The sequence below is a fragment of the Streptomyces sp. NPDC001634 genome, assembly GCF_040298185.1.
Taxonomy (GTDB): Bacteria; Actinomycetota; Actinomycetes; order Streptomycetales; family Streptomycetaceae; genus Streptomyces.
Genome location: NZ_JBEOZU010000004.1, coordinates 89,688 through 115,780, shown reverse-complemented (window position 1 = coordinate 115,780; position 26,093 = coordinate 89,688). Strand labels below are relative to the sequence as shown.

24 protein-coding genes are annotated in these 26,093 nt (G+C 71.9%); 2 read left to right on the top strand and 22 right to left on the bottom strand.

All coding sequences use genetic code 11. From position 1 onward, the window contains the following. Positions 1-107 precede the first annotated feature (107 nt). The 8 genes from ABT186_RS04025 to ABT186_RS03990 all read right to left on the bottom strand — a co-directional run bounded on the left by ABT186_RS04025 (position 108) and on the right by ABT186_RS03990 (position 9,179). A complete protein-coding gene (locus ABT186_RS04025) occupies positions 108-488 on the bottom strand; it encodes a DUF742 domain-containing protein (RefSeq protein ID WP_351226932.1) in 381 nt (126 codons plus the stop codon). 7 nt (positions 489-495) lie between these two features. Next, entirely contained in the window at positions 496-954 is a 459-nt protein-coding gene (locus ABT186_RS04020) for a roadblock/LC7 domain-containing protein (RefSeq protein WP_351226930.1), read from the bottom strand. Continuing rightward, a complete protein-coding gene (locus tag ABT186_RS04015; protein WP_351923451.1) occupies positions 944-3,535 on the bottom strand; it encodes a sensor histidine kinase in 2,592 nt (863 codons plus the stop codon). The genes ABT186_RS04020 and ABT186_RS04015 overlap by 11 nt, the downstream gene beginning before the upstream one ends. A gap of 139 nt (positions 3,536-3,674) precedes the next feature. Then, on the bottom strand, positions 3,675-5,159 hold the full coding sequence (locus ABT186_RS04010) for an HAD-IA family hydrolase (protein ID WP_351226926.1): 1,485 nt from the start codon (positions 5,157-5,159) through the stop codon (positions 3,675-3,677). 54 nt (positions 5,160-5,213) lie between these two features. Further along, on the bottom strand, positions 5,214-6,320 hold the full coding sequence (locus ABT186_RS04005; protein ID WP_351923449.1) for an ABC transporter ATP-binding protein: 1,107 nt from the start codon (positions 6,318-6,320) through the stop codon (positions 5,214-5,216). 5 nt (positions 6,321-6,325) lie between these two features. Then, positions 6,326-7,138 (bottom strand): ABC transporter permease, encoded by an 813-nt coding sequence (locus ABT186_RS04000; protein WP_351226922.1) that lies wholly within the window; start codon positions 7,136-7,138, stop codon positions 6,326-6,328. Then, positions 7,126-8,025, bottom strand: coding sequence for an ABC transporter permease (locus ABT186_RS03995; RefSeq protein ID WP_351226920.1), 900 nt, complete (start codon positions 8,023-8,025; stop codon positions 7,126-7,128). The genes ABT186_RS04000 and ABT186_RS03995 overlap by 13 nt, the downstream gene beginning before the upstream one ends. Further along, a complete protein-coding gene (locus ABT186_RS03990; protein ID WP_351226918.1) occupies positions 8,022-9,179 on the bottom strand; it encodes an ABC transporter substrate-binding protein in 1,158 nt (385 codons plus the stop codon). Before ABT186_RS03990 ends, ABT186_RS03995 begins: the two co-directional genes overlap by 4 nt. Before the next feature lie 212 nt (positions 9,180-9,391). Between ABT186_RS03990 and ABT186_RS03985 the strand changes: the two genes are divergently transcribed. Beyond that, the gene (locus tag ABT186_RS03985; RefSeq protein WP_351226916.1) at positions 9,392-10,132 is read left to right on the top strand and encodes a GntR family transcriptional regulator; all 741 of its coding nucleotides are present in this window, start codon (positions 9,392-9,394) and stop codon (positions 10,130-10,132) included. Positions 10,133-10,145: 13 nt separating this feature from the next. On the opposite strand, the gene ABT186_RS03980 is transcribed toward ABT186_RS03985, so the two are convergent. The 10 genes from ABT186_RS03980 to fmt all read right to left on the bottom strand — a co-directional run bounded on the left by ABT186_RS03980 (position 10,146) and on the right by fmt (position 19,673). Further along, positions 10,146-10,580 carry a VOC family protein gene (locus ABT186_RS03980; RefSeq protein ID WP_351226914.1) on the bottom strand — a complete coding sequence of 145 codons (435 nt, stop codon included), beginning with the start codon at positions 10,578-10,580 and terminating at the stop codon, positions 10,146-10,148. A 40-nt stretch (positions 10,581-10,620) separates the two neighbouring features. Further along, positions 10,621-11,073 (bottom strand): Lrp/AsnC family transcriptional regulator, encoded by a 453-nt coding sequence (locus ABT186_RS03975; RefSeq protein WP_351226912.1) that lies wholly within the window; start codon positions 11,071-11,073, stop codon positions 10,621-10,623. A 10-nt stretch (positions 11,074-11,083) separates the two neighbouring features. Next, positions 11,084-12,577: an amino acid permease gene (locus tag ABT186_RS03970; RefSeq protein WP_351923447.1), complete on the bottom strand. Its 1,494-nt coding sequence runs from the start codon at positions 12,575-12,577 to the stop codon at positions 11,084-11,086. 327 nt (positions 12,578-12,904) lie between these two features. Then, the gene (locus tag ABT186_RS03965; RefSeq protein ID WP_351226908.1) at positions 12,905-14,347 is read right to left on the bottom strand and encodes a GuaB1 family IMP dehydrogenase-related protein; all 1,443 of its coding nucleotides are present in this window, start codon (positions 14,345-14,347) and stop codon (positions 12,905-12,907) included. Between the two features lie 131 nt (positions 14,348-14,478). Next, positions 14,479-14,808 (bottom strand): barstar family protein, encoded by a 330-nt coding sequence (locus ABT186_RS03960; protein ID WP_351226906.1) that lies wholly within the window; start codon positions 14,806-14,808, stop codon positions 14,479-14,481. Then, positions 14,805-15,203, bottom strand: coding sequence for a guanyl-specific ribonuclease (locus tag ABT186_RS03955; protein WP_351226904.1), 399 nt, complete (start codon positions 15,201-15,203; stop codon positions 14,805-14,807). Before ABT186_RS03955 ends, ABT186_RS03960 begins: the two co-directional genes overlap by 4 nt. A 40-nt stretch (positions 15,204-15,243) precedes the next feature. Then, positions 15,244-16,287 (bottom strand): sugar-binding transcriptional regulator, encoded by a 1,044-nt coding sequence (locus ABT186_RS03950; protein WP_351226948.1) that lies wholly within the window; start codon positions 16,285-16,287, stop codon positions 15,244-15,246. Between the two features lie 78 nt (positions 16,288-16,365). Next, positions 16,366-17,052: a ribulose-phosphate 3-epimerase gene (gene rpe / locus ABT186_RS03945; RefSeq protein WP_351226902.1), complete on the bottom strand. Its 687-nt coding sequence runs from the start codon at positions 17,050-17,052 to the stop codon at positions 16,366-16,368. Positions 17,053-17,162: 110 nt separating this feature from the next. After that, positions 17,163-18,581, bottom strand: coding sequence for an RsmB/NOP family class I SAM-dependent RNA methyltransferase (locus tag ABT186_RS03940; protein WP_351923445.1), 1,419 nt, complete (start codon positions 18,579-18,581; stop codon positions 17,163-17,165). 159 nt (positions 18,582-18,740) lie between these two features. After that, a complete protein-coding gene (gene fmt / locus ABT186_RS03935; RefSeq protein ID WP_351226898.1) occupies positions 18,741-19,673 on the bottom strand; it encodes a methionyl-tRNA formyltransferase in 933 nt (310 codons plus the stop codon). A gap of 327 nt (positions 19,674-20,000) precedes the next feature. Between fmt and ABT186_RS03930 the strand changes: the two genes are divergently transcribed. Further along, positions 20,001-20,534, top strand: coding sequence for a hypothetical protein (locus ABT186_RS03930; protein ID WP_351226896.1), 534 nt, complete (start codon positions 20,001-20,003; stop codon positions 20,532-20,534). A 134-nt stretch (positions 20,535-20,668) separates the two neighbouring features. Here the strand turns inward: ABT186_RS03930 and ABT186_RS03925 are convergent, their stop codons facing one another. From ABT186_RS03925 to rpoZ, 4 genes are all read right to left on the bottom strand, one after another. After that, a complete protein-coding gene (locus ABT186_RS03925) occupies positions 20,669-22,819 on the bottom strand; it encodes a primosomal protein N' (protein ID WP_351923443.1) in 2,151 nt (716 codons plus the stop codon). A gap of 212 nt (positions 22,820-23,031) precedes the next feature. After that, positions 23,032-24,240: a methionine adenosyltransferase gene (gene metK / locus ABT186_RS03920; RefSeq protein WP_351226892.1), complete on the bottom strand. Its 1,209-nt coding sequence runs from the start codon at positions 24,238-24,240 to the stop codon at positions 23,032-23,034. Between the two features lie 239 nt (positions 24,241-24,479). Beyond that, the gene (gene coaBC / locus ABT186_RS03915; RefSeq protein WP_351226890.1) at positions 24,480-25,682 is read right to left on the bottom strand and encodes a bifunctional phosphopantothenoylcysteine decarboxylase/phosphopantothenate--cysteine ligase CoaBC; all 1,203 of its coding nucleotides are present in this window, start codon (positions 25,680-25,682) and stop codon (positions 24,480-24,482) included. Between the two features lie 100 nt (positions 25,683-25,782). Continuing rightward, on the bottom strand, positions 25,783-26,055 hold the full coding sequence (gene rpoZ, locus ABT186_RS03910) for a DNA-directed RNA polymerase subunit omega (protein WP_005319902.1): 273 nt from the start codon (positions 26,053-26,055) through the stop codon (positions 25,783-25,785). Positions 26,056-26,093 lie beyond the last annotated feature (38 nt).

Sequence of the window (26,093 nt, the reverse complement as noted above, 5' to 3'; positions counted from 1 at the left end):
GCCGGACAAGAAGGAGCCGTTGCGGGCTGGTGAGCGAATCGTTGCGTGCACCACCGGCCGGGCGGCGATTCGTTGCGCGCCCCGGTCGTGGCGCGGCACCCGCGGGCCTACAGCTCCCGCAGCCGGTCCACGATCTCCCGCAGCAGCGCCGGGTCCGCCGCAGGACCGCCTCGCACCATGTGCCGCGGAGCGTCGATACGCACCAGCCCGGCCTCCACCAGGTCGCCCAGCAGCACGCGTACGACAGTCAGGGGCAGGTCGGCGTCCGCGGCGAGCTCGACTACCGGCCGGGGGCCGCGGCGCACCAGGTCGAGCAGGGACGCCGCGGCGTGGTCGACGCCCGGCCGCCCTTCGTCGGCCTCCCGGGCCGTGACCTGCGACATCAGGTCGATGATGTGCCGGTGCGAGGGCCGGGTCCGGCCCCGCGTCACCATGTAGGGGCGCACCATCGCCCCGGTCTCGTCCTCGTACCAGTGGTCGTCGGTCACAGTCGGCTCAGGGGACCGCGGGGTCCGCGGGGCCCGCGGCCGAGCGGACGGCGGCGTCCATGTGGCGGCCGACCCGGCGGACGAGCAGCGCCATCTCGTGGGCCAGCTGGCCGATGTCGGTCTGCACCTCGCTGAGCACGGCCAGTCTGCTGCCGTCGCCCGCCGGGGTGATGAAGAGGTAGGCGCCGTCGAGCATCACCATGGTCTGCCGCACCTCCCCGGCCTCGAACCGCTCCCCTGCCGAGCGGGCCAGGCTGTGGAAGCCGGAGCAGACGGCTGCGAGGTGCTCCACGTCCCGTCTGCGCAGGCCCTCCGAGCAGCTCAGTGGCAGGCCGTCCGCGGTGAGGAGCACGGCCAGGCGTACATGGTCGGTTCTTGCCACGAGGTCGTCGAGCAGCCAGCCGAGGTCGGTTCCGGGCGGCTGGTCGGCATCGGCGTGGTACCCGGGGTTCTGGTCAGTGCGCATCGTCGGCGTCCGTCCCTTCCTCGGTGTCGGGTCGCTCAGTGGGGCCCGCGCTCGTGGGGAGACCCTTGCGGCCGCGGTCCAGGCCACGCTGGAAGGCACCGAGGATCGCCCGTATCTCCTCGGCGCTCACCTCTCCTCCCGGGGTGTCGTCGGCGGCCGGGGCCTGAGTGCGCAGGCCGGGGGCGAGAGAGGTCTGGCGGATACGGGTGGGGAGGGCGGGGGCACCGGCAGTCGGGCCGTCGTCCGTCGTACTGGCCTTGGCCCGGCTGTCCGCCGTGGGGCTCATCGCCTGGCTGCCCGTTGCACCCGCCACACAGCCCTCCGCCACCGGACCCGCCACCCGGCCCTCCGCCATCGGACCCGCCACCCGGCCCTCCGCCATCGGACCCGCCGCCCGGCCCTCCGTCGTTGGACCCGCCGCCCGGCCCTCCGCCACCGGACCCGCCACCCGGCCCTCCGCCACCGGACCCACCGCCCGGCCCTCCGCCATCGGACCCGCCACCCGGCCCTCCGTCGTTGGACCCGCCACCCGGCCCTCCGCCGCCGCACCCGCCACCCGCGTTCCCTGCTCGCGCGTGCGCTCCGGTGCCTGTTCCCGGGCGAGGACCGCTGTCCCTCTCCGTGCGGGCAACGGCCCGGGGGCGTCGTCCGGCTGTGCCGGCGTCCCGGACGCCACATCCGCCAGCACCGTCTCCGGCAGCAGCACCACCGCCGTCGTACCGCCGTACGGCGACCGGCACAGTGTGACCTCGATGCCGTGCCGGGCGGCGAGCCTCCCCACGACGTACAGCCCGAGCCGGTCGTGCCGCGTCGGGTCGAAGTCGTCCGGGCTGTTGACGGTCCGGTGGGCTTCCTCGGTCTGCTCGGGGCCGAGGCCGAGGCCACGGTCGTCGATCTCCACGACGAAGCCACCGCGGGCACTGCCGGTGCGCAGGGTGACCTGGGTGTGCGGCGGCGAGAACACGGTGGCGTTCTCGAGGAGTTCGGCGATCAGGTGCACGACGTCGGCGACGGCGTCCGCCGCGACGCCGACCTCCGGCATCGGCGGGACCACCACGCGCGTGTAGTCCTCGATCTCGCTCACCGCGGAGGACACCACGTCGGCGATGGGCACGGGCCGTCGCCATCTGCGGCCGGGCGCCGCGCCGGAGAGGATGATCAGGCTCTCCGCATGGCGGCGCATACGGGTGGTCAGGTGGTCGATCCGGAACAGCTCTTCCAGGATGTCCGGGTCCTCCGTGCGCCTCTCCAGTGTGTCGACGAGCTTCAACTGGCGGTGTACGAGCGCCTGGTTGCGCCGTGCGATGTTGAGCAGCACCGAGAACAGCCCGCGGCGCAGGGTGGCCTGCTTGACGGCGGCCTCGACGGCCGCGAGGCGCGCGGTGTTGAAGGCCCGGCCGACCTGGCCGATCTCGTCGGGCTCCAGGTCCCCGTCGGCCAGGGGCGGCGCCTCTGCCAGGGCGTCCACCTCCTCGCCCGCGCCCAGCCGCTCCATGACATTCGGGAGCTGGCGGGTGGTCAGCAGGTCGGCGGCGTCCCGCAGCGTCTCCAGGCGGCGTGAGATGCGACGGGCACCCCGCACCGCGAACCACAGCGACAGGCCCACGGCACCCAGCCCGAGCACCCCGACCGCGGCGGCCTTGGCCAGCTCCCGGTAGGCGAACGCCCGTCCGCGCGCGGCCGAGTTCTCGGCCGACTGCGTGCACAGCAGCATGTAGCGCTTGACCGCCCGGTCGGTGGTCGTCCGCCACGAGTCCGCCGCGACGGCGTCACCCGCGCGATGGGCACCCGCCCGCAGCAGGGCGTCCTCGCCCTCGGTCAGCGCCCGGTGCACCGCGTCGCGCTGGAACTCCTCGAACAGCGTCCTGGAGTCGGACGGCAGGTCGGGCACGTACGTCCGCTCGAAGGCACGCCGGTCCTCGATGGTCGCCGTGAGGGTGTCGTACTGGCGGTCGGTGAGGGTACCGGCGGCCCGCGCCCCGGCGACGAGCGCGTCCTCGCGCGACACGAACTCCCGCACCCGCACCAGTTCGATGACCACCTGCGCCTCGCGCGCCAGTTGCCCGGCCTGCAGTGCGGTGAGGGCGGACTCGACGTCGAAGCCCGGTTCCACGAGAGCGCTGTAGTCGGTCACCGCACTGTCCCAGGAGATGCGGCCCGACAGCACGCGCTCCCGCAGCCCGTCCAGCTTGCCGACGGCGGCGAGCATGGTGTCGAGCACCTGCCGCTGCCGGTCGGACAGCCGGCTGCGGTCCCCGCCCCGGATCGCGCCGCGCATGGCGTTAACGGCCCGGTCGGTGCGGCGCTCCTGCTCCAGCAGGTCGACGGCCGCTCCCGTGCGGTGGCCCCCGCCCAGGTACGCGGCCGCGAGCCGCCGTTCGATCTGGATCTGTCCGACCGCCGTGTCGACGGGCGTGCCGAAGTCCTCGTACACGCCCTGGACCCGTACGAGCCCGCGGAGTTCACCGGTGACCGACACCATGGCGAAGCTCCACAGCGCCATCAGGGCGACCGCCGGTGCGAGCGCGAGGGCCACGATCCGAGCACGGACCGTGGTGGGACGGCCGAAGGGCCAGCGCATGGTCTCCCCAGGGCGACGGACGATCGGATGGCTGGGCGGGGATCGGTTACCCGCAGGTGTTACCCGCTGGTAAGCGAGTGCCGCAGACCATACGGGATGGCCCACCGGGACTGCAATCGTTGCCTCGGGTAACCCTGGATCACATCGGCGTGGCCGCTCCGACCGCGCGGTGCACGGCGAACGTGGTGACCACCGCCGCGTGGTCCGACGGCCAGTCGTTCCCGGCGACATCGGGCCAGGGACGCGGGGTGCCGGTGACGACCGTGCGGGAGTCGAGCACCGTCAGGCCCCGGTGCAGCACGTAGTCGATCCGGTCCTGTGGTTCGGGGCGTCCGCTGCCGTCCTCGTGCAGGGGGTGGATCGGCGACCAGGTGTGGCCGGGGTCGCGGACCGGGTCCGGGTGGGCCTCACGGTAGGAGTCGCGCAGGCCCGCCTCCTCGGCCGCCTTGGTGACCGGCCATGCGACGTCGGGCCAGTCCAGGTGCGAGGGACAGTTGAAGTCGCCGACGAGCACGACCGGAACGCCTTCCTCGGCCGATTCGTCGATCCGCCGCAGGGTGTCCCGCATCTGCGCGAGCCGTACTTCCTCGTGGGCGATCAGCTCGGTCGCCGGGAGCCCGTCGAACGCCGATTCGTAGGGCCCGTACGGCGTGTAGTCGAGATGGGCCGTCCAGATGTCAGTCTCGCGGCCCGAGCCGAGGCGGACGCGGACGCCCGCCGCCCCGTAGAAGCCCACGTCGGGGTCGCCGAAGGCGGCCGTGATCGGGTAGCGGCTGATGACGCCGAGGTTCTCACCCGCCCGGTGGTGGTACCAGCCGAGCGCCTCGGCCAGTTCCCCGGCCGCGGTGCCGCCGGTCTCCTGCAGACCCACGACGTCGGCCCCGGTCTCCAGGAGGACCTTGAGCTGCTTGGCCCGGTGGTCGTCGACCCTGCTGCCGCCCAGCCAGAGGTTCCAGCTCATCACGCGCAGCTCCTCCGCGGGCAAGGACCGCAGCAGTTCGGGCGTGACCTCCTCCAGGCTGGCCAGTACGGTCCGCCCCGGCGCCGCGTCGATCGGCGCGAGCGAAGGTACGGCGAGCACCGCGCACCCGGCGGCCTCGGCGGAGGCGACACCGGTCGGGGTGTCCTCGACGGCCACACAGCCGGCCGGCTCGACGCCCAGCGCACGGCACGCGGCAAGGTAGGGGTCGGGCGCGGGCTTGGTGCGCTCGGTGTCGTCCGCGGTGACGGAGACCGCGAAGCGCCCGGCGCCCAGTGCTTCGAGGACGGTGTCGGCGACGGCCCTGGGCGAGGCGGTCACGAGGGCGGTCGGGATGCTGTCACGGGCGAGGGCGTCGAGCAGGTCGAGGGCGCCGGGGCGGGGCACGATGCCGCCGCGCACGCGGTCCGCGAACTCACGGTGCAGTTCGGCGGCGAGGTCCGCGGCCACGGCACCGGTGAGCCCGGCCAGCCAGTCGGCCGTGTGCTCGACGGGACGGCCGAGCACCTCCGGCTGGTCGTCCTCGCCCAGCGGCCGCCCGAGTCCGGCTGCGACCTGCTCCACCGCCTCCCACCACAGCCGCTCGGTGTCGACGAGCGTGCCGTCCATGTCGAACAGAACGGCCTGGAGCGGGAGTCGGGTCACGGTTGTCTCTTTCATACGTGGGGGGCAAGGGCTTTCATGGGTGGGGGCCAAGGCTCAGTGAGCGGCGCGCTCGGCGATGAGCACCGGTCGCTCCGGCAGCGACACGCGCACGGTGGCTCCGGCGGTCAGGGCGGCGGCCTCGTGCGCCGGCAGGTCGGCCTTCACCTCGGTTGCGTCGGCGAGGCGTACGGTCAGCCGGATCACGGCGCCGAGGAACGCGGTGGCGATCACGTGCGCGTCCCCCGTCCCGTCCGGGGTCACCCGGACCGACTCGGGCCGCACCAGCACGTCCACCTCGGTCACGGCGGGCGCATCCCCGTCGATCGGCAGCCGCTGCCCGAGCACCTCGACCACGTCCGAGGAGAGCCGCCCCGGGATCCGGCTCATCGTGCCGACGAACTCGGCGACGAATGCGGTGGCCGGGCGGCCGTACAGCTCGGCGGGAGCGGCGCACTGTTCGAGCTTCCCGGCGCGCATGACTGCGACCCGGTCGGCCATCGACAGGGCCTCCTCCTGGTCGTGCGTGACGAACAGGGTCGTGATGCCGAGTTCCTGCTGGAGACGGCGGATCTCCTCGCGCAGGGTGAGCCGCACCTTGGCGTCGAGCGCGGAGAGCGGCTCGTCGAGGAGCAGCACGCGCGGGCGCAGGGCGAGAGCGCGGGCCAGGGCGACGCGCTGCTGCTGGCCGCCGGAGAGCTGGTGCGGAAAGCGCTCGCCCTTGTCGCCGAGGCCGACCAGGTCGAGCAGTTCGGCGGCGCGGGCGCGCCGTTCGGCCGGGCGCACCTTGCGCATACGAAGCCCGAAGGCCACGTTGTCGAGGGCGGTCAGGTGCGGAAAGAGGCTGTACGACTGGAAGACCATCCCGGCGTCACGGCGGTGGGCCGGCACCCGGGTGACGTCCTCGCCGTCGACGAGCACCTGACCGGAGTCCGGGTGCTCGAACCCGGCGAGCATGCGCAGCGCGGTGGTCTTGCCGCAGCCGGACGGGCCGAGCAGGGCGAGGAGTTCGCCGGGCCGCACGGTCAGGTCGAGTCCGTCCAGGGCGACGGTCGGGCCGAACTCCCGGCGCAGCCCGTGGAATTCGACCGTTGCGGCCTTGTCGCGAGGGGCGGCCTTGTCGCGAGGGGCGGCCTCGCGGGGGGCGGCCTTGTCGAGCGTCATGTGGTTCATCCCTTGGCGGCGGTACGGGAGCGCCCGCCGAAAACGGCGAGCGAGAGGAGCAGGGCCCAGGTGACGAGCAGGCTGAGCACGGACACGGCGACGGACAGTTGGGCCTGCGAGCCGCCGACGCTGTAGATCCACACGGCGAAGGGTGTGAAGCCCAGCAGCTGGGCGACGGTGAACTCACCGAGGACCAGCGCCAGTGTGAGGAAGGAGGCGTTCAGCAGGGCACCGCGCAGATTGGGCAGCACCGCCTGGACGAGGGCCTGCGGCCACGTCGCCCCGCAGCTGCGTGCCGCCTCGACGAGGGTGCGCACGTCCATGGCCCGCAGACCTGCGTCCAGGGCCCGGTGCACGAACGGAAGCGCCATCACGACGTATGCCAGGACGAGCACGAACGGGAAGTCCGGGTTCTGGATCGCCACGAACGTCTGGAAGAGCGGCGTGCGGGAGAGGTACTCGGGGCCCCACTTGAGCACGGTCGCAATCCCCGCGACGAACGCGATCGGCGGCACGACGAGCGGCAGCGAGCAGACCACCTCGACGACCGGCCGCAGCCGGGGGGCGCCGAGCCTCAGCGCCACCATGGCGGGCACCATCAGCACAAGGACCAGGGCGATGGTCGCGGCGGCCAGCTCCAGCGAGAGCAGCAGGCTCGAGGTGAAGCCGTCGGTCGAGACGATCTGGCTGTACGCGTCGAAGTTGACGCCCTGGCCCGGCACATCCACCGTGAAGATCACGGAGGCGGCGAGCGGGACCAGGAAGTACAGCCCGGCGCCGGCCAGGACGGCCCAGCGCCACAAGTTCAGGCGAGCCATCGCGCACTCCGTCGTTGCAGGGGCAGGTACACGGCCATGACCAGGCCCGCGACCAGGACCATGTCGAGGCTGAGGGCGAGCGCCACGTTCTCCTGGCCGACCAGCACATTGCCGGAGATGGCGTCGGCGATCTGCAGGGTGACCAGCGGCACCGCGCTGCCCACCATGGCCGCGGCGGTGGCGTATGCCGCGAAGGCGCTGCCGAAGAGCAGCACGAGACCGCCGAGCAGGGAGGGCAGCAGCACGGGCAGGGCCACATGCAGCCAGTACTGGACGGAGGTGGCGCCGTTGTTCTGCGCGGCCTCGCGCCACTGGGTGCGCAGCCCGTCCAGGGCGGGGGTGATGGTGAGGACCATCAGCGGGATCAGGAAGTACAGGTAGACGATCACCAGACCCCAGAAGCTGTAGAGGCTCCAGCCCTTGTCGGTGAGCCCCAGGTGCCTGGTCACCACTCCGGAGTTGCCGAGCGTGGCGACGAAGGCGAACGCCAGAGGGACGCCGCCGAAGTTGGCGAGGACCCCGGACGCGGTGAGCACGGCCTCGCGCAGGGCGCGGAAGCGGGAGGTCACGACGGCCTGGGCGAGCAGCAGTCCGAGCACGGTGCCGACGACGGCGGAGACGGCGGACAGCTTGACGCTGCCGATCAGCGCGGTGAGATAGGCGCCGTGCAGCGAGGCGGTCAGGTTGGCCGTGCCGTACGACGTGGCGCCCGTGGTCTGGTCCTTGACGGTGAAGGCGCCGTTCAGCATGGCGAGGGCAGGGATCCCGAAGGCGATCGCCGTGAACGCGAGCAGCGGGACGACGGCTAGCGCGCCGGAAGCGCGGCGCCGCCGCTGCTGCGGTGCAGCGGCGGTCGCCGGCTCGGCCTCGGTGAGGACGGCGGTCATCCGGAGACGGCCTTCCCCCAGCCCTGCGCGATGACCGTCTTGGCCTTGCTCTGCTGGGCCTCGGTCGGGAAGGTGGGGGTGCCGGAGACCTTGGGCAGCTTGGCCGCCGCGGTCTTGTCGAGCGTGCCGGCCTTCTCCAGTGCGGCCGTCAGGGCCGGGCGGGCGTATCCCTTGAGCCAGAGGTTCTGGCCCTCGGCGCTGTACAGGTACTCCTGCCACAGGCGGGCGGCCGCCGGGTGCGGGGCGTCCTTGTTGATGGCCTGCGAGTAGAACTGGGCGTACACGCCGTCGGTCGGCACGGCGACCGTCCAGTCCAGGCCCTTGGACTTGAACTCGTCGGCGTATCCGGCGTTGAGGTAGTCCCAGTCGATGCTGATGGGCGTCTCGCCCTTCTCGACGGTGGCCGGGGTCGACTCGACCGGCGTGTAGTTGCCGTTCTTCTTCAGCTTGGCGAAGAAGTCGAGGCCGGGCTGGATGTCGTCGAAGGAGCCGCCGTTCGCGAGGGCCGCCGCGTACACGCCGCCGAAGGCCGAACCGGACTTGGTGGGGTTGCCGTTGAGCGCGACCTGACCCTTGTACTGCGGCTTGAGGAGGTCCTTGAAGGTGGTCGGGCACTGCTTGACCCGCTTGGCGTCGCAGCCGATGGAGACGTAGCCGCCGTAGTCGTTGTACCAGCGGGCCTGCGGGTCCTTCTGCGCAGCGGGGATGTCCGCGTACGCCGTCACCTTGTAGGGCGCGAGCAGCCCCTGCTGGGCGGCGCTGAGCGCGAAGGAGCTGCCGAGGTCGAGGACGTCGGGCGCGCGGTCCTGGCCCTTGCGGGAGGTGACGGCGTTGATCTCGTCCTGGCTGGAGCCGTCCGGGTTCTCGACCTCGATCTTGATGCCGTACTTCTTCTGGAAGCCGTCGATCAGGGCGCCGTAGTTGGCCCAGTCGCGGGGCAGGGCGATCGCGTGCAGCGTGCCCTCCTTCTTGGCCGCCTTGACCAGGGCGTCCATGCCACCGAAGTCGGCGGCGGACGTGGCAGTGGCGGCGCTCTTGCCGTTGGCGGTGGTGGACGCGTTGTCGGGAGCGGCGCCGCAGGCGCTCAGGGCGAGCGCGGCGACGACGGCGAGGGAACCGCTGAGTACGGACGTTCTCGGCAGGGACACGGGCACGGCTGCTCCAGGGGACGCACGAGGGTTGGGTTGGTGCGGAGAACTTGTCTGAACAAGTTGCGTCACAGTACGCCCGCTGCGGGTGTCCTGTCTGTAAACCTCGGCGAAACTTTGAGCCCTGGTTGTGTGCACAATCCAGACCGTTACAGATCACACTCAGGTCTCGATTAGGCTGCTCACGCTGTGCACAGCAACGAAGCCAGAGGGGAAGCATGACGGCGCGACACGAGGAGATCGCCGACGAACTGCGGCGGGCGATCGACCGCGAGGAGTACACAGTCGGCAGCCTGCTGCCCGCCGAGACGGAACTCGCGGCGCACTACGGTGTCTCCCGCGGCACGGTCCGCCAGGCCGTCGCGGCCCTCATGGCCGAGGGGCTCATCGGATCGCGGCAGGGCGCCCGCCGGGTGGTCCTGGCCAGCCGCCGCAGCCAGAGCTTTGCGGAGCTGCGCAGCTTCGCCCAGTGGGCGCGGGCGATGGGGCGCGAGGCCACGGGGCACGTGGTGACGCAGGAGTACCTCCCGGCCACCAAGGAGGACGCCGTGCGCCTCCATCTGCCCGAGGGGACACCCGTGTTGCACGTCCTGCGCGTCCGCGGCCTCGACGGCGAGCCGGTCCTGCTGGAACGGACCGTGTACGCGGACTGGATCTCCCCCGCCGTCGAGGCGATCGAGCCCGACTGCCCGTCCGTCACCCAACGGCTGTACGACGACACGGGCCTGGTCTTCGCCTACGGCGAGCACATCATCGACGCGGTCGCGGCGGGCGCCCAGGACGCCGACCTGCTCGGCGTCCGCCGCACCAGCCCGCTGCTGCGGGTCCGCCGTGTCACCACCACCCGCGAAGGGCGCCCGGTGGAGTGGTCGGACGACCGCTACCGCTCCGACGCCGTGAGCTTCAGCGTGTACAACTCGATCGGGAACAACGCGCTGGCGCGCAAGACGGCCGAGTGACGCAGGGCCCCCGTCACACGGAGGCGGCGGCTACGCAGAACTCGTTGCCCTCGGGGTCGGCCATCACCATGTGATGGCCGTCGGCCTCCGCGAGGATCCGCCCGCCCGCCTGAACCAGACGCCCGGCCTCCGCCCTGATCCGCGCCCAGCGCTCCTCCGGGCTGCCGTGTCCGGGCACACGGACGTCGATGTGGAGCCGGTTCTTCGCGGTTTTCGGCTCGGGGACCTTGAGGATCGACAGGCGCGGGCCGACGCCGTCGGGATCGCACAGCCACGCGCCGTCGTCCTCGGACTCGTCCTCCGGCAGGTCGAACTGCGCCAGCCACTCCTCGCGCGTGGCGAAGGGCGGTGGCGGCGGCTCGTCGACATAGCCGAGGGCCGTCTTCCAGAACGCGGCGAGGAGTTGGGCGTCCGCGCAGTCGAGGGTCAGATCGATTCTGGCTGCCATGACCGGGACCGTACTGGGTGCCACTGACAGTGCGGCCGCGTCAGGTCGGCGACCCCGACGAGAAGCGGCGCAGCAGCGGCGAGAGGACGAGTACCGACTTGGTGCGCTCCACGAAGGGCTCCCCGGCGATCCGCTCCAGCACACGCTCGAAGTGACGCATGTCGGAGGCGAAGACCTGGACGATCGCGTCCGCCTCACCGGTGACCGTGGAGGCGGCCACGACCTCCTGATAGCGCTCCAGGCCCCGCTGGATGGTCTCCGGCGAGGTGTTGCGCCGGCAGTAGATCTCGACGAACCCCTCGGTCTCCCAGCCGAGTGCCGCCGGGTCCACCCGGACCGTGAACCCGGTGATGGCGCCGGTCGCGCGCAGCCGGTCCACGCGCCGCTTCACGGCGGGCGCGGACAGGCCGACCAGTTGCCCGATGTCCGCGTAGGAGCGGCGGGCGTCCTCGGCGAGGGCGTGCACGATGCGTTCGTCGAGATCGTTCAGCAAGGCGGGTGGTTCACTTCTCTGCGGTGACTGCGGGGACGGCGGAGTCCGCTGCGGCCAGCCGGGAACGCCGGTGGCCATACACGAAGTAGAACACGAGCCCGACCGCCATCCAGACTCCGAACACCGCCCAGGTGACGGCCGAGAGGCTGCCCATCATCCACACGCAGAAGCCGAAGCCGAGCGCGGGCAGCACCGGCGACAGCGGCACCCGGAAGGTGCGGGGCATGTGCGGACGCGTCCGGCGCAGCACCACCACCGCGATGTTGACCAGCGCGAAGGCGAACAGCGTGCCGATGCTGGTGGCGTCGGCGAGCTGGCCGAGCGGGATCGCGGCGGCGAGGACACCGCAGAAGACGGACACGATCAGGGTGTTGGCGCGGGGCGTGCCGGTCTTCGGGTGGACCCGCGAGAACACCTTGGGCACGAGTCCGTCCCGGGACATCGCGAAGAGGATGCGGGTCTGGCCGTAGAGCACGGTCAGCACGACGCTGGCGATGGCGATGACCGCACAGGCCGCGAGCAGCGTGCCCCAGAAGGTCTGTCCGGTGACGTCCTTCATGATCTGGGCGAGGGCTGCCTCCGAGTCGTTGAACCGCTGCCAGGGCTTGGCGCCCACGGCGACGGCCGCGACGACGACGTACAGGGCCGTGACGATGACCAGTGACAGCATGATCGCGCGGGGCAGGTCGCGCTGCGCGTTCTTCGCCTCCTCGCCGGCCGTGGAGGCGGCGTCGAAGCCGATGTACGAGAAGAAGAGCGTGGCCCCGGCTGCGCTGACGCCCGCCATGCCGAGCGGCATGAAGTCGGCGTAGTTGCCCGAGCGGAAGCCCTGGATGCCGATCAGGCAGAACAGCAGCAACGCGGCGATCTTCACCACGACCATGATCGTGTTGGCGCGCGCGGACTCCCTGGCGCCACCGAGCAGGAACGCCATGGCCAGCAGCACGACGATCAGCGCGGGCAGGTTGAAGATGCCGCCGTCACCGGGCGGCGCGGACAGCGCGGCCGGGATGGTGACACCGATGGTCCCGTCCAGCAGCTCGTTGAGGTACTGACCCCAGCCGACCGCGACGGCGGCGACGGAGACGCCGTACTCCAGGACCAGACACCAGCCGCAGACCCAGGCGATCAGCTCGCCCATCGTTGCGTACGCATACGAGTACGAGGACCCGGCGACGGGGATCGTGCCCGCCAGCTCGGCGTACGAGAGGGCGGAGAAGAGCGCGGTGAGACCGGCGATCACGAAGGAGAGGGTGACGGCCGGACCGGCCTTGGGGACGGCCTCGCCGAGGACCACGAAGATGCCGGTGCCCAGCGTGGCACCGATGCTGATCATCGTCAGCTGCCACAGCCCGAGGGAGCGCCGCAGCGTCCCTCCCTCGCCCTGGCCGCCCTCGGCGACCAGTCGTTCCACGGGCTTGCGGCGCATCAGACGCGCGCCGAAGCCGGGGGTGGCGGGGGCTGGATGACTGCGGGACTGCGGGGGTGTGCCTTGGTCGAGCACGCGTCGGCTCCTTATCGCTGCCGGTCAAGGGGGCAGGCGGGACCGGCGGCACCCCGAAGGCGGGGACCACCGAGCGGGGTCCTCACCACGCCACGTACAGCGCATGACCCTACGAGTCCGCCCTTCCCGGGCGTAATGCAGCAACCTTGCGCATCTCCGCAAGATCATTGCGTTCATCGGAGACTCGTGCATGTTCGTTGCGCAAGCCCTTTCGATGTTTGCGCCCGCCGTAGGGAGAAGGCCGAAGACGCGCGGCCGCGCACGACAACGGCCCCTGTCGGCCCGGCCTTCGGGACAACAGGGGCCGTACGACGGCGGAGGGGCCCGTCAGCTCCAGCTGGCGTGCAGGGGCTTGCCCTCCGCGTAGCCCGCCGCGCTCTGGATGCCCACGACGGCCCGCTCGGCGAACTCCTCCAGGGAGGCGGCACCCGCGTACGTGCACGACGAACGGACACCCGCGATGATCGAGTCGATGAGGTCCTCGACGCCGGGGCGGGCCGGGTCGAGGAACATACGGGAGGTCGAGATGCCCTCCTCGAACAGGGCCTTGCGAGCGCGGTCGTACACCGACTCCTCCGACGTACGGTTGCGGACCGCGCGAGCCGACGCCATGCCGAACGACTCCTTGTAGAGGCGGCCGCCCGCGTCCTGCTGCAGGTCACCCGGGGACTCGTACGTGCCTGCGAACCAGGAGCCGATCATCACGTTGGACGCGCCGGCGGCCAGCGCCATCGCCACGTCGCGCGGGTGGCGGACGCCGCCGTCGGCCCATACGTGCTTGCCGTACTTCTTCGCCTCGGCGGCGCACTCGAGGACGGCCGAGAACTGCGGACGGCCGACGCCCGTCATCATGCGCGTGGTGCACATGGCGCCGGGGCCCACGCCGACCTTGACGATGTCCGCGCCCGCCTCGATCAGGTCGCGCACACCCTCGGCGGCGACGACGTTGCCCGCCACGATCGGCACCTGCGGGTCCAGCGCCCGTACGGCCCTGATGGTGTTGATCATCGACTCCTGGTGGCCGTGCGCGGTGTCGATGACGAGCGTGTCGACGCCCGCGTCCAGCAGCTGCTTGGCCCTGCCGACCGCGTCGCCGTTGATGCCGACGGCGGCGGCGATGCGCAGCTTGCCGTTCGCGTCGGTGGCCGGCCTGTACAGCGTGGCGCGCAGGGCGCCCTTGCGGGTGAGGATGCCCGCGAGCCTGCCGTCCTTGTCGACGGCGGGCGCGTAGCGGCGGTTGGCTGCGTCGAGCGTGTGGAAGGCCTCGCGCGGATCGATGTCGGCGTCGAGCAGCAGCAGGTCCTTCGACATGACCACTTCGAGCTGTGTGAAGCGGTCCACGCCGGAGAGGTCGGCATCGGTGACCACGCCGATCGGCCGGTGCTCGGCGTCGACGACCACACCGGCGTTGTGCGCACGCTTCGGCAGCAGCGCGAGGGCGTCGGCGACCGTCTGGTGCGGGGCCAGCACGATCGGGGTGTCGAGCACCAGGTGGCGGCTCTTGACCCAGGAGATGACCTCGGTGACCACGTCGATCGGGATGTCCTGCGGTATGACGACCAGGCCGCCGCGGCGGGCCACCGTCTCCGCCATGCGGCGACCGGCGATCGCGGTCATGTTGGCGACCACCAGCGGGATGGTGGTGCCCGTGCCGTCCGGGGAGGCGAGGTCCACACCCTGGCGGGAGCCGACCGCGGAGCGGCTCGGCACCATGAACACGTCGTCGTAGGTCAGGTCGTACGCAGGCTGGAGGTCATTGAGGAAACGCACGTGCTGCACATCCCAGTCGATCAGAGGCGGCCCCCGGACAGGTCAGCCAGGGGGAAGAGCACGTACTTCATTGTCCCATGTCGGGGGGTATGCGGTCCCTGGACAGATCATCCAGGCAGGTCAAGGGGGGCTTAGGAGGATCCTCCAAGTGCCAGCGCGATGGAGAGATCCCCCGCGCGGTCCACCGACGAGGTGAACACCTCCTCGGCGATCTCCCACTCCTCGGGCCGCGCCGTCGCATAGCCGCGCCAGCCGGTGACGAGGATCAGCAGTCCCCTGCCCGCGGCGGCCTCGGGCCAGACCGACAGATCGGTGAGCGAGTCGGCGAGCGCGTCCCAGTTGCGGCCGAACCAGTGCGGCAGGTCCAGGGCGCGCACGATCCGCTCCATGAACGCGGCCTTGTCGGCGACACCGTGGAGGTCCAGCGTGACCACCAGCGGGCCCGCCAGGTCGTCGGTCATCTCAGCACCGCCCTGAATGATGTGTAGTGATCATCGGTGTAGTAGATCTCGCCGCCCTGCCCGGTGACAATGCGCCGGGCCCCGCGGTCCCGCGAGCCCGGCGTCCGCACCGTGTACTCGTGGTAGTAGCCGCGCGGATGCCGGGGCAGCAGACCCTCGAAGTTGCCGAAGACGACGCCGTCCTTGGCGTACGGAAAAGGGCCGCCCTTGTCGATGAGGGCGAGGGTCCCCCGGGCCTCGGCAGGGAGCCGGGACACCTCGACGACGGCCATGTGCCCGGCCCACGACGGGGCCGGGGCCGACGCGCCGGTGTGGGTCGGGGAACACCCGGTGAGCAGGACCGACAGACAGAGGAAGAGCCCCGCGAGCACGCGAGGGACGGACCGTGTCAGCATGCGGTCGATGCTGCCACCGCCACCCCCGCGCGCCCGGCTGTCAGGGCCCGTCCGGGTCCGCGCGGTTCAGGGCCGGCTTGGGCGCCGGTCCCGCCGTCATCAGGTAGTCCGCAGCCGACGTGTCCGTCACCAGGCTGGTGACGAGCCCGGACCGCAGCACCGCGTCGATCGCGGCCGCCTTCCGCTGCCCGCCCGCGATCGCGACGACCTCGGGGATACGACGCAACTGGTCCGCCTTGACGGTGATGCATCGTTCCCCCAGGTCCCGTCCGACCCGGCGGCCCTCGGCGTCGAAGAGGTGCGCGGACATCTCGGCGGCGACTCCGAGCGAGGCGTAGTGCGCCCGCTCCTCGTCGCTGAGCATGTCGTGCACCGTCGAGATGCCCGGCTCCCAGGAGCCGATGGAGACGCAGGCGACCGTGACCTTGTCGAAGTACTCGAAGGCGCGGGCGATCCCCGTCTGGTTGCGCAGTGCCGCCGCGGTCGCGGCGTCCGGCAGCAGCATCGGCGCGTAGATGGGGTGTGCGTCCCCGCCCGACACCTGCGCGGCACGACGAACGGCCTCCACCGAGCCGCGCTCGGCGGTCCCGGCGTCGTACACGCCCGTCAGCTGCACCACCGTGCACGGCGGCAGCCGGTCCAGGGCGGCCGCCATGTGAATGGTGGACCGGCCCCAGGCCAGCCCCAGGACATCCCCCTCGTTCACCAGTTCGCCGAGCAGATCGGCGGCCACCTCACCGAGGTTCTCCGGGTCCGGCGACTCCTCGGCATCGGCCGGGGACTCGACCACGACAGCGTGCCTGAGGCCGTAGCGGGCGCGCAGCGCGTCGGAGCGCTCGGCGTCCAGCTCGGCCGGCACACGGATCTCGATCCGTACGAGATCCCGTTCGAGGGCGGTCTCCAGGACCCGGGCCACCTTGAAGCGGCTGACGCCGAACTCCTCAGCGATCTGGATCTTGGACTTGCCCTCTAGATAGAAGCGACGGGCCATGGCCGCCGCCTGCACCAGCTCAGCGGGTCCCATCCGCATGGCTGACCGGCCCGCCGACATACCCGACACGGCCATCTCCTCACTGCTGTTCACACTCTGCATTCGCCGTTCATCCTTGCAGATCCGGCGCGCTTGATCAGCCGGGACGGGCGGCGTTCAGGTTCTGTTTGGTCAGTCGTCGCAGGCCCATGACGCACGGGCGGTCGCCCGCTCCGCCTGGGTGCGCAATGCACGTACCGCCGCGGACGGGTCGGCCGCCCCGTACACCGCGGATCCGGCCACGAAAACGTCCGCTCCCGCCTCCGCGCACCGCTCGATCGTGGAGGCCGAGACACCGCCGTCGACCTGCAGCCAGAGCTCGAGACCGTGCTTGCTGATCAGCTCACGGGTGCGACGGATCTTCGGAAGCATGATGTCCAGGAACGCCTGGCCACCGAACCCGGGCTCGACCGTCATGATCAACAGCATGTCCAGTTCGGGCAGCAGGTCCTCGTACGGCTCGATGGGCGTCGCCGGCTTGAGGGCCATGGAGGCCCGTGCACCCTTGGCCCGGATCTCACGCGCGAGCCGCACGGGCGCGCCGGCCGCCTCGGCGTGGAAGGTGACGGAACTGGCGCCCGCCTCGACGTACTGAGGTGCCCACCGATCGGCGTCCTCGATCATCAGATGGCAGTCCAGCGGGGTGTCCGTCGCCCGGACCAGGGACTCTACGATCGGCACGCCGAGCGTCAGGTTCGGGACGAAGTGGTTGTCCATGACGTCGACGTGAAGCCAGTCGGCGCCCTCCACAGCCTTCGCCTCCTCGGCGAGGCGGGCGAAGTCGGCGGACAGGATGCTGGGGTTGATCTGCACGGCCATGGACCAAGCCTGCCATGCCCGGCGCCGGTTGTTGTCCTCGGTCCGCCCTCGGGCCTTCCGCTCACAGGGCGAACCGGACACGGCGCGCGGGTCGGCGGACCCGTGCGGGTTCAGCCCGTGCGGCGGACGATCGCCAGGTACATCGCGTCCGTGCCGTGCAGATGCGGCCAGAGCTGGACGTCGGGGCCGTCGCCGAGGGCCGGTACTCCGGGCAGCAGCGGCCTGGCGTCGATGAGTTCGGCCTCCCGGTCGTGCTTGAGCACGTCGTCGACCACGGCACGGGTCTCGGCGAGGTGGGGCGAACAGGTGGCGTAGCCGACGACGCCTCCGACCCGTACGGACTCCAGGGCCGTCCGCAGCAGGGCGCGCTGCAGGGGCGCGAACCCGTCGAGGTCCTCGGGACGGCGCCGCCAGCGGGCCTCGGGACGGCGGCGCAGCGCACCGAGTCCCGTACAGGGCACGTCCATCAGGACCCGGTCGAAGGTCCCGGGCCGCCACGGCGGCCGGGTCCCGTCGCCGGCGATGACCTGGTACGGCCCGGGGTTCCCGGCGAGCGCCTTCGCCACGAGGCCGGCCCGGTGCGGCTGCTTCTCGGAGGCGATCAGCACGGCCCCTCGCTCGGCGGCCAGGGCGGCGAGCAGGGCGGCCTTGCCGCCGGGCCCCGCACACCCGTCCAGCCACCGCTCGTCGGGCCCGTCCAGGGGCGCGCCCGCCAGGGCGAGGGCGACCAGCTGGCTGCCCTCGTCCTGTACGCCCGCACGGCCTTCCCGTACGGCCTCCACGGCACCGGGCTCGCCACCCTCGGCGAGTCGGACGGCGTACGGCGACCAGCGCCCCGGCACCGCCGCCTCCTCCCGGAGGAGCTCCTCGGTGGTGGCGCGGCCGGGACGGGCGACGAGCGTGACCTCGGGCCGCTCGTTGTCCGCTTCGAGAAGGTCCTCGATCCCGGCGCGGCCGCCGCCGAGGGAGTCCCACAGGGCGGACACGACCCAGCGCGGGTGCGAGTGCACGACGGACAGGTGGTCCTCGGGGTCCTCGTCGTACGGCGGCGCGACCCGCTCCAGCCAGCCGTCGAGGTCGTCCTGGGCAACCTTGCGCAGCACGGCGTTGACGAACTTGGCCCGCCCGTCGCCGAGCACGACGCGGGCGAGCTCGACGGTGGCGGACACGGCGGCATGGGTGGGGATCCGCGTCCCCAGCAACTGGTGGACGCCGAGGCTGAGCACATCGAGCACGGGCGGATCGACGTCACGCAGCGGCCGGTCGACACAGGCGGCGAGGATCGCGTCGTACGTCCCCTGGCGGCGCAGCGTGCCGTACACCAGCTCGGTGGCGAGCGCCGCGTCCCGCCCGTCGAAGTCGCCCTTCTCGCGTGCCTTGCGCAGCAGCGGAGGGAGCACGAGGTTCGCGTACGCGTCCCGCTCGTCGACGGCCCGCAACGCGTCGAAGGCGAGGATGCGGACGGGGTCCTTCTGGGGCCGGCGGTAGGGCTTGCCGGGCTTGCGGGGACGACGAGGCTGGTCGCTCACGAAAAAGGTGCTCCGGGTGTGGGATGACGTGCGCCTCCCAGCGTACGTCGGCGGGGTGGCGGGGTGGCGGGGTGGCGGGGGGCCGGAAGGGTCGTCGCCGCCGGGGCGGGGACCGGCCTGAGCGGCGGCCCGGCGGCTTCGGCCGTGTCCGGTGAGAGGTCAGCTGCCGAGGGTCTCCCCGGCGCCGATGCGCACCCCGCGCGCCCAGTCCGCGGCCCGCATCGGCTTCTTGCCCTGGGGCTGCACCCACACCAGCTCGACGGCGTAAGAACCGGTCCCGGCGTACACGTTGTTCTTACCGACGGAGAGGTGCCCGGGGGCGAGATCCGTCCGCTCGGGCAGGGGCGTGACCTGGATCAGCTTGAGCCGCTCGCCACGGAAGGTGGTCCAGGCGCCGGGCGCCGGCGTGCAGGCGCGCACCACGCGGTCGGCACGCAGCGCGGGCGCGGACCAGTCGACGTGCGCGTCCTCGACGGTGATCTTCGGTGCGAGCGTGACGCCCTCGGCGGGCTGCGGCACGGCCTTGAGGGTGCCGTCCTGGATGCCGTCCATGGTGGCGGCGAGCAGCCCAGCACCGGCGAAGGCGAGTCGGGTGAGCAGGTCGCCGCTGGTGTCGGTGGGCCGGATCCGCTCGGTGACCGTGCCGTAGACGGGCCCGGAGTCGAGCCCTTCCTCGATGAGGAAGGTGGAGGCGCCGGTGATCTCGTCGCCCGCCAGGAGGGAGTGCTGCACGGGGGCGGCGCCGCGCCAGGCGGGGAGCAGGGAGAAGTGCAGGTTGACCCAGCCGTGGGCGGGGATGTCGAGGGCGACGCGCGGCAGGAGCGCACCGTAGGCGACGACGGGGCAGCAGTCGGGCGCGATCTCCCGCAGCCTCGCGAGGAAGTCCTCGTCCCGGGGCCTGTTGGGCTTGAGGACCTCGATCCCGGCCTCCTCCGCCCGCTCGGCCACGGGACTGGCGACGAGCCTGCGCCCGCGCCCCGCCGGCGCGTCGGGCCGCGTGACGACGGCGGCCACCTCGTGCCGCCCGGACGCGAGCAGGGCGTCCAGCGCGGGAACGGCGACCTCGGGGGTACCTGCGAAGACAAGCCTCATGGGTGAGTGACGGCCTCTCGGGCGGGAGTTCTGACGGACCCACACACTTTCGGCTGTGCCGAGGCGTGTGGGCAGCGCACCAGTCTATGGGGCCCCGGCGCCGGGAGCGCGAGGGCCGCCATGACCCATGGCGCGCGCTTCACGCGCCGCGCAGCACCGCCCAGGGGCGTACGCATGCGCGAACCACCCCTCGGGGGCGTACGCATATGTCCTTACGCCCCCGCACCGTGACCACAGACCCAAAAACGCGTTGGTCAAGAAAGAGTTGACCACAACGGGCCGCCATCGCGGCCCGACCCTTTTCACGCCGGTTCGAGAGGCTTGTTCATGGCCGACCACGCAACCCACGACGCCCAGGCCCGGGCCAGCCTGCACTTGCTGGTGCGGGACATCGAGCGGGTCCGCCGGCAGGTGGACGCGCTGCGCACCCTCACCGCCCAGTTGGGCAACGTCTACCGTCCGCGCCGCTCCGGCCCCTCCACGGGCTTCGTCGTCTACGGACGCGCCCCCGCTCCGACCGTCCGTCTCGCCCAGGAGTTGCGGGACAGCGTCGAGACCCTGGTCACGGCGGCCGTGGACTTCGACCGTTCGCTCGGCTTCTCGTGGGACGCCGTGGGCTCCGCACTCGGAGTCACCAAGCAGGCGGTCCACCGTCGTTACGGCGCCCGCCGCGCCACCGCCCAGGCGCCCGCCGAGACCGAGCGCACGCCGGAGCCGTCCGGCAGCCGCACGCTCAACGTGGGCTCGGGCATCCCCACGGTCCCCGCGGCCCGCTCGATGCCCACACAGCCGACGGCAGGCAGCCCCACCCTCCGCGACGAGGCGAGGCCGACGGCCTTCCCGGGCCCGCGCAACGGCTGAGCACCCCTTCTGTCTGCCTCCCGGCCACCGGGAGGCAGCCGCACGACTGCGCCGCACACCGCCGTGGGGGCGTGCGGCCGTGCGGAGGGGTACGGTCCCCGGCGGACCGATCCCCGTCACCCCGCATCAGCCCCTCACCCGATGTCCGGCGGATCAATCCGGATCCGCACCGCGTCGTTTCCCCCCCGCGCGGTCCGGGCCGCCTGCGCGGTCTTCAACGCGGCGGCCAGCGCGGCCCCGCTCCCGGGCGGCACCCGGATGAGCGCCCGCTCCCACTCCTCCCCCGGTGGCGGTCCTCCGGCCCGCCGTTGTCGCCCCGCCTCAGCGGCCGGCAGTGGCACGGGTCCCAACACCTCGGCGTCCGGCGGCAGTTCGGCTCCGCCGAGGAACCCTGCCAGGGCCTCGGCCGTCCCCGACACGGCGGCCATCCGGGACACCGGCGGAAACCCCAGCTCGGCTCGCTCCGCCAGCTCCCGGGTCGCGTGTCCGACGGGATCCCAGCGGACGAGCGCCTGCACGGGCCGCAGGGTCGGTTCGGCCACGACCACGACGGTGCCTCCCTCCGACTGCGGCCGTACGAGCGCACCCGCGTCGATCCACCGTCGCAGCGCGTCCTCGCCCGCCCGCAGATCGGGACGCCCGAGCATGGCCCACCCGTCGAGGAGCAGCGCCGCCGCGTACCCGCCCTCGGCGACGGGTTCGGCTCCGGGGGTGCTGACCACCAGAGCGGGCGTCCCCGGCACCGTGTCCAGCACCTGCTCGCGCCCCGAGGTCCGCACCGGAACGGCGGGAAACGCGCGCCCCAGCTCCTCGGCGGTCCGCCGCGCCCCCACGACCTGGGCCCGCAGCCGAAATCCGCCGCACTCCGGACAGCGCCAGGCGGTCTCCTCCCGCCCGCACCACCCGCACCGCAGCTCCCCGGTCTCCTGCGCGGCCAGGGGCCCGGCACAGTGCCGGCACCGAGCGGGTGCGCGGCACTGCGCACAGGCCATCCGGGGCACATAACCACGCCGGGGCACCTGCACCAGCACAGGTCCGTGCCGCAGCCCGTCCCGCACGATCTCCCAGGCGAGCGTCGGCAGGCGCGCCGCCCTGGCCGCCTCGTCGCGGGCGAGATCCCCGTCCCCCACAGTCCGTACGAGGGGCGCAGCCGCGCGCACCTGCTCACGGTCGGCGACGAGGGGTGCGGCCCACCCGCTCTCGACGAGTTGGGCGGCCTCGACGGTGCAACTCCAACTCCCCAGCAGGAACGCACACTTGTCCCGCGACGCCCGGAGCTCGAGGACTTCACGCACATGCGGGAAGGGGGCGTTGTCGTCGCTGTGACTGGCATCCCCGTCGTCCCAGATGACGACGAGCCCGAGATTGTGCACGGGCGCGAACATCGCGGCCCGGGTCCCGACGGCGGCCCGCACGGACCCGCGCCGTACGGCAAGCCACTCCCGGTAGCGCCGTTCCTGCCCGGCGTCGGCGGTCAGAAGCGCGTGCTGCCCCTCACCCAGCAGCCCCCGAAGCGCGGCATCGACCCGCGCGGCGGGCCGCCCCGCGGGCACGACGACCAGCGCCCCCCGGCCGGAGGCAAGCGTGGCCTGCACGGCGCGGGCGATCTCCTCCGCCCACTGCGGGCCGGGCAGCGCGGTCCACACGGCTCGCGGGGCCCCGCCGGAAGCCAGCGACCGAAGGAACTCCGCCCCCCGTCCGTACCGCCGCCAGGACCCGGGATCGGGTGCGGCGGGCGGCGGAGGCGGCGCACCCATCTCGATGGCCTCGGCCCGGGCGTGCCGGGGCGGAACGGCGAGCTGCAGCACATCCGCGACACTCCCCGCGTACCGGTCGGCTACGGCCCGGGCGAGCCCCAGCAGCTCGGGCGAAAGGACAGGCTCGGGCGACACGACCTGCGCCAGGGCCGCCAGGGCCCCGGGGTAGTCGGATTCGGCCACCCGCTCGACGAGGAACCCGTCAATGAGCCCGCCCCCTTCACGCCGCCCTTCACGCACATTGCGCCCACCGGCCCCGAACCGCACACGGACCCGCACCCCGGGCCGGGCCGCCTCATCGAGCTCCTCGGGCACGGCGTAGTCGAAGTACCGGTCCAGATGCAGAACGCCCTTGTCGACCAACACCCGCGCGACGGGCAGCTCCTTGGCCAGCTCGGCCCCCCGCCACGTCCGAGGCTTGGCCCTGGGCGACTTGGCCTTCCGCACGGCCTCGCGAATCAGCGCAAGCTGCTCGGGCGGCGCGGCATCTCCCCGGCCCGCCCGCTGCTGCTCGTTTCCGCTGCTCACGCTTGCATTCTTACCAAACGCCACTGACAACGACGCGGCCCCGGGATCATCCCGGCTCCGGATCACACCCGCCGCGAGGGCGCGCCCCCGTCACCGGGCCCAGGTGTCAGAGCTGATGAAACGGTCCAGGAATACACCCGACGGAACGGGAAAACGCGCCGAGGCCCGGCACCCCTTCGGGTGCCGGGCCTCGTGGCACAAGTGCAGGAGGCTTACAGCCCCGCCGCCTTCTTCAGTGCTTCCACCCGGTCCGTGCGCTCCCAGGTGAAGTCGGGGAGTTCGCGGCCGAAGTGGCCGTACGCCGCCGTCTGGGCGTAGATCGGGCGCAGCAGGTCGAGGTCGCGGATGATCGCGGCCGGGCGGAGGTCGAAGACCTCGTTGATCGCGTTCTCGATCTTCTCGGCGTCGACCTTGGCCGTGCCGAAGGTCTCGACGAACAGGCCGACCGGCTCGGCCTTGCCGATCGCGTACGCGACCTGGACCTCGCAGCGGGAGGCCAGGCCCGCCGCCACGACGTTCTTGGCGACCCACCGCATCGCGTACGCCGCCGAACGGTCCACCTTGGACGGGTCCTTGCCGGAGAACGCGCCGCCGCCGTGGCGGGCCATGCCGCCGTACGTGTCGATGATGATCTTGCGGCCGGTGAGGCCCGCGTCGCCCATCGGGCCGCCGATCTCGAAGCGGCCGGTGGGGTTGACCAGCAGACGGTAGCCCTCGGTCTCCAGCTTGATGCCGTCGTCCAGCAGCGCCTTCAGCTCCGGCTCCACCACGAACTCGCGGATGTCGGGGGCCAGGAGGGATTCCAGGTCGATGTCGCTCGCGTGCTGCGAGGAGATGACCACCGTGTCGAGGCGGACCGCCTTGTCACCGTCGTACTCGATGGTGACCTGCGTCTTGCCGTCCGGGCGCAGGTAGGGGATCGTGCCGTTCTTGCGGACGTCGGACAGGCGCTTGGACAGGCGGTGCGCCAGGAAGATCGGCAGCGGCATCAGCGTCGGGGTCTCGTCCGTCGCGTAGCCGAACATCAGGCCCTGGTCGCCGGCGCCCTGACGGTCCAGCTCGTCGTCGTCGCCCTCGACACGGGACTCGTACGCCGTGTCCACACCCTGTGCGATGTCCGGGGACTGCGCGCCGATCGACACGGAAACGCCGCAGGACGCGCCGTCGAAGCCCTTCTTCGAGGAGTCGTAGCCGATCTCGAGGATCTTGTTGCGGACCAGCGTCGCGATGTCGGCGTAGGTTTTGGTCGTGACCTCGCCGGCCACGTGCACCAGGCCGGTGGTGATCAGCGTCTCCACGGCGACCCGGGATGTCGGGTCCTCGCGCAGGAGCGCGTCGAGAATGGTGTCGCTGATCTGGTCAGCGATCTTGTCGGGGTGACCCTCGGTCACGGACTCCGAGGTGAACAGGCGACGGGACACAACGCTCCCTGGGGTTGCAGCGGCTGCTGGCTGATCATGGGCGGACGGGACGGGGGCTGCGCCCGGCGTCGTCCGAGAACAGTTTATCGGTCGGGCTCGACCACCGGCCCACCTGTCTCGCCTCTCGGGAGCCCTGTGACCTGCGGCACGGGCATTCTGCCCAATGGCGCACGCTCTTTTCCAGGGTCGCCACGCATGAATGTCCGAGGTATGGGGGTGCTGGGCGGTGAATGAAACCTTCAGGCCAGACGAGGTACGACAAGGTCCCACACCGTCTCGGCCAGCGCTTCCTTGGGCCCGTACGGCACCGGATTCTCACTGCCGTCGGCACCCAGCACGACCGCCTCGTTCTCCTCGGAGCCGAAGGTCTTGCGCTCCCCCACCTCGTTCACCACGAGCAGATCGCAGCCCTTGCGCTCCAGTTTCGTACGGCCGTTCGCCAGTACGTCGTCCGTCTCGGCGGCGAAGCCGACTATGACCTGGCCCGGGCGGGCACGGTCGGCCGAGACCTCCGCGAGAATGTCCGGATTCCTGACCAGGACGATGGGTTCCGGATCCTGGCCGTCCTTCTTCTTGATCTTTCCCGAGGCGTAGGTCGCCGGGCGGAAGTCCGCCACCGCCGCGGCCATCACCACGGCATCCGCGTCCGCTGCCGCCTTCAGCACCGCCTCGCGCAGCTGGACCGCGGTGCCCACCTGCACGACGTCCACTCCGGCCGGATCGGGCAGGCCCGTGTTCGCGGCGATCAGGGTGACCCGGGCACCCCGGGCCGCGGCCGTACGAGCCAGGGCGTAGCCCTGCTTGCCGGAAGAGCGGTTGCCGAGGAACCGGACGGGGTCGAGGGGCTCGCGGGTGCCGCCGGCGGTCACGACGACATGACGGCCCCTGAGGTCCGGCTCGCTCACGCCCCGGGCCAGCACCCGGCGGCAGACCTCGAAGATCTCGCCCGGATCGGGCAGGCGGCCCTTGCCGGTGTCGACGCCGGTCAGCCGGCCCACCGCCGGCTCGATCACCACGGCGCCGCGGCGCCGCAACGTCGCCACGTTCTCCTGGGTGGCCGGGTGCTCCCACATCTCGGTGTGCATGGCGGGGGCGAAGACCACCGGGCAGCGGGCGGTGAGGAGCGTGTTCGTCAGGAGGTCGTCGGCCAGACCGTGGGCCGCCTTGGCGAGCATGTCGGCCGTCGCCGGAGCCACGACGACCAGGTCGGCGTGCTGTCCTATGCGGACGTGCGGAACCTCGTGGACGTCGTCCCAGACCTCGGTCGAGACGGGGTTGCCGGAGAGCGCGGACCAGGTGGCGGCGCCCACGAATTGCAGCGCTGAGGCCGTGGGGACCACACGCACGTCATGGCCCGACTCCGTCAGCCTTCTGAGCAGCTCACAGGCCTTGTACGCGGCGATGCCGCCACTGACCCCCAGAACGACCTTCGGCTTGTCCACCGTCTCTCCCCGGCTAGGAAACGTACGACTCCATGACACACCACAGGCCCGGCAGTCGCGCTGCCGGGCCTGTGGATAAGCCAACTGCAATCTGAAAGTACTACTGCGCCGGGCCCTCGATGGCCTCGGACGTCAACAGACCCGCGTTGATCTCACGCAGGGCGATCGAGAGCGGCTTCTCGTGAACGTGGGTGTCCACGAGCGGACCGACGTACTCGAGGAGGCCCTCGCCGAGCTGCGAGTAGTACGCGTTGATCTGGCGGGCACGCTTGGCCGCGTAGATCACGAGGCTGTACTTCGAGTCCGTGGCCTCAAGGAGCTCGTCGATCGGCGGGTTGATGATGCCCTCGGGCGCGGTGATGGAAGAGGACACGCTCTACCTTCCGAAAGATGGGGAAAGATCAGACCTGA

Bases quoted from the DNA above. Each gene is read 5' to 3' on its own strand.
- ABT186_RS04020 (WP_351226930.1), bottom strand. From the start codon at position 954: ATGCGCACTGACCAGAACCCCGGGTACCACGCCGATGCCGACCAGCCG.
- ABT186_RS04015 (WP_351923451.1), bottom strand. From the start codon at position 3,535: ATGCGCTGGCCCTTCGGCCGTCCCACCACGGTCCGTGCTCGGATCGTG.
- ABT186_RS04005 (WP_351923449.1), bottom strand. From the start codon at position 6,320: ATGACGCTCGACAAGGCCGCCCCCCGCGAGGCCGCCCCTCGCGACAAG.
- ABT186_RS04000 (WP_351226922.1), bottom strand. From the start codon at position 7,138: ATGGCTCGCCTGAACTTGTGGCGCTGGGCCGTCCTGGCCGGCGCCGGG.
- ABT186_RS03995 (WP_351226920.1), bottom strand. From the start codon at position 8,025: ATGACCGCCGTCCTCACCGAGGCCGAGCCGGCGACCGCCGCTGCACCG.
- ABT186_RS03985 (WP_351226916.1), top strand. From the start codon at position 9,392: ATGACGGCGCGACACGAGGAGATCGCCGACGAACTGCGGCGGGCGATC.
- ABT186_RS03980 (WP_351226914.1), bottom strand. From the start codon at position 10,580: ATGGCAGCCAGAATCGATCTGACCCTCGACTGCGCGGACGCCCAACTC.
- ABT186_RS03960 (WP_351226906.1), bottom strand. From the start codon at position 14,808: ATGACCGACGACCTGGCGGGCCCGCTGGTGGTCACGCTGGACCTCCAC.
- ABT186_RS03955 (WP_351226904.1), bottom strand. From the start codon at position 15,203: ATGCTGACACGGTCCGTCCCTCGCGTGCTCGCGGGGCTCTTCCTCTGT.
- rpe (WP_351226902.1), bottom strand. From the start codon at position 17,052: ATGGCCGTGCAGATCAACCCCAGCATCCTGTCCGCCGACTTCGCCCGC.
- fmt (WP_351226898.1), bottom strand. From the start codon at position 19,673: ATGAGGCTTGTCTTCGCAGGTACCCCCGAGGTCGCCGTTCCCGCGCTG.
- ABT186_RS03930 (WP_351226896.1), top strand. From the start codon at position 20,001: ATGGCCGACCACGCAACCCACGACGCCCAGGCCCGGGCCAGCCTGCAC.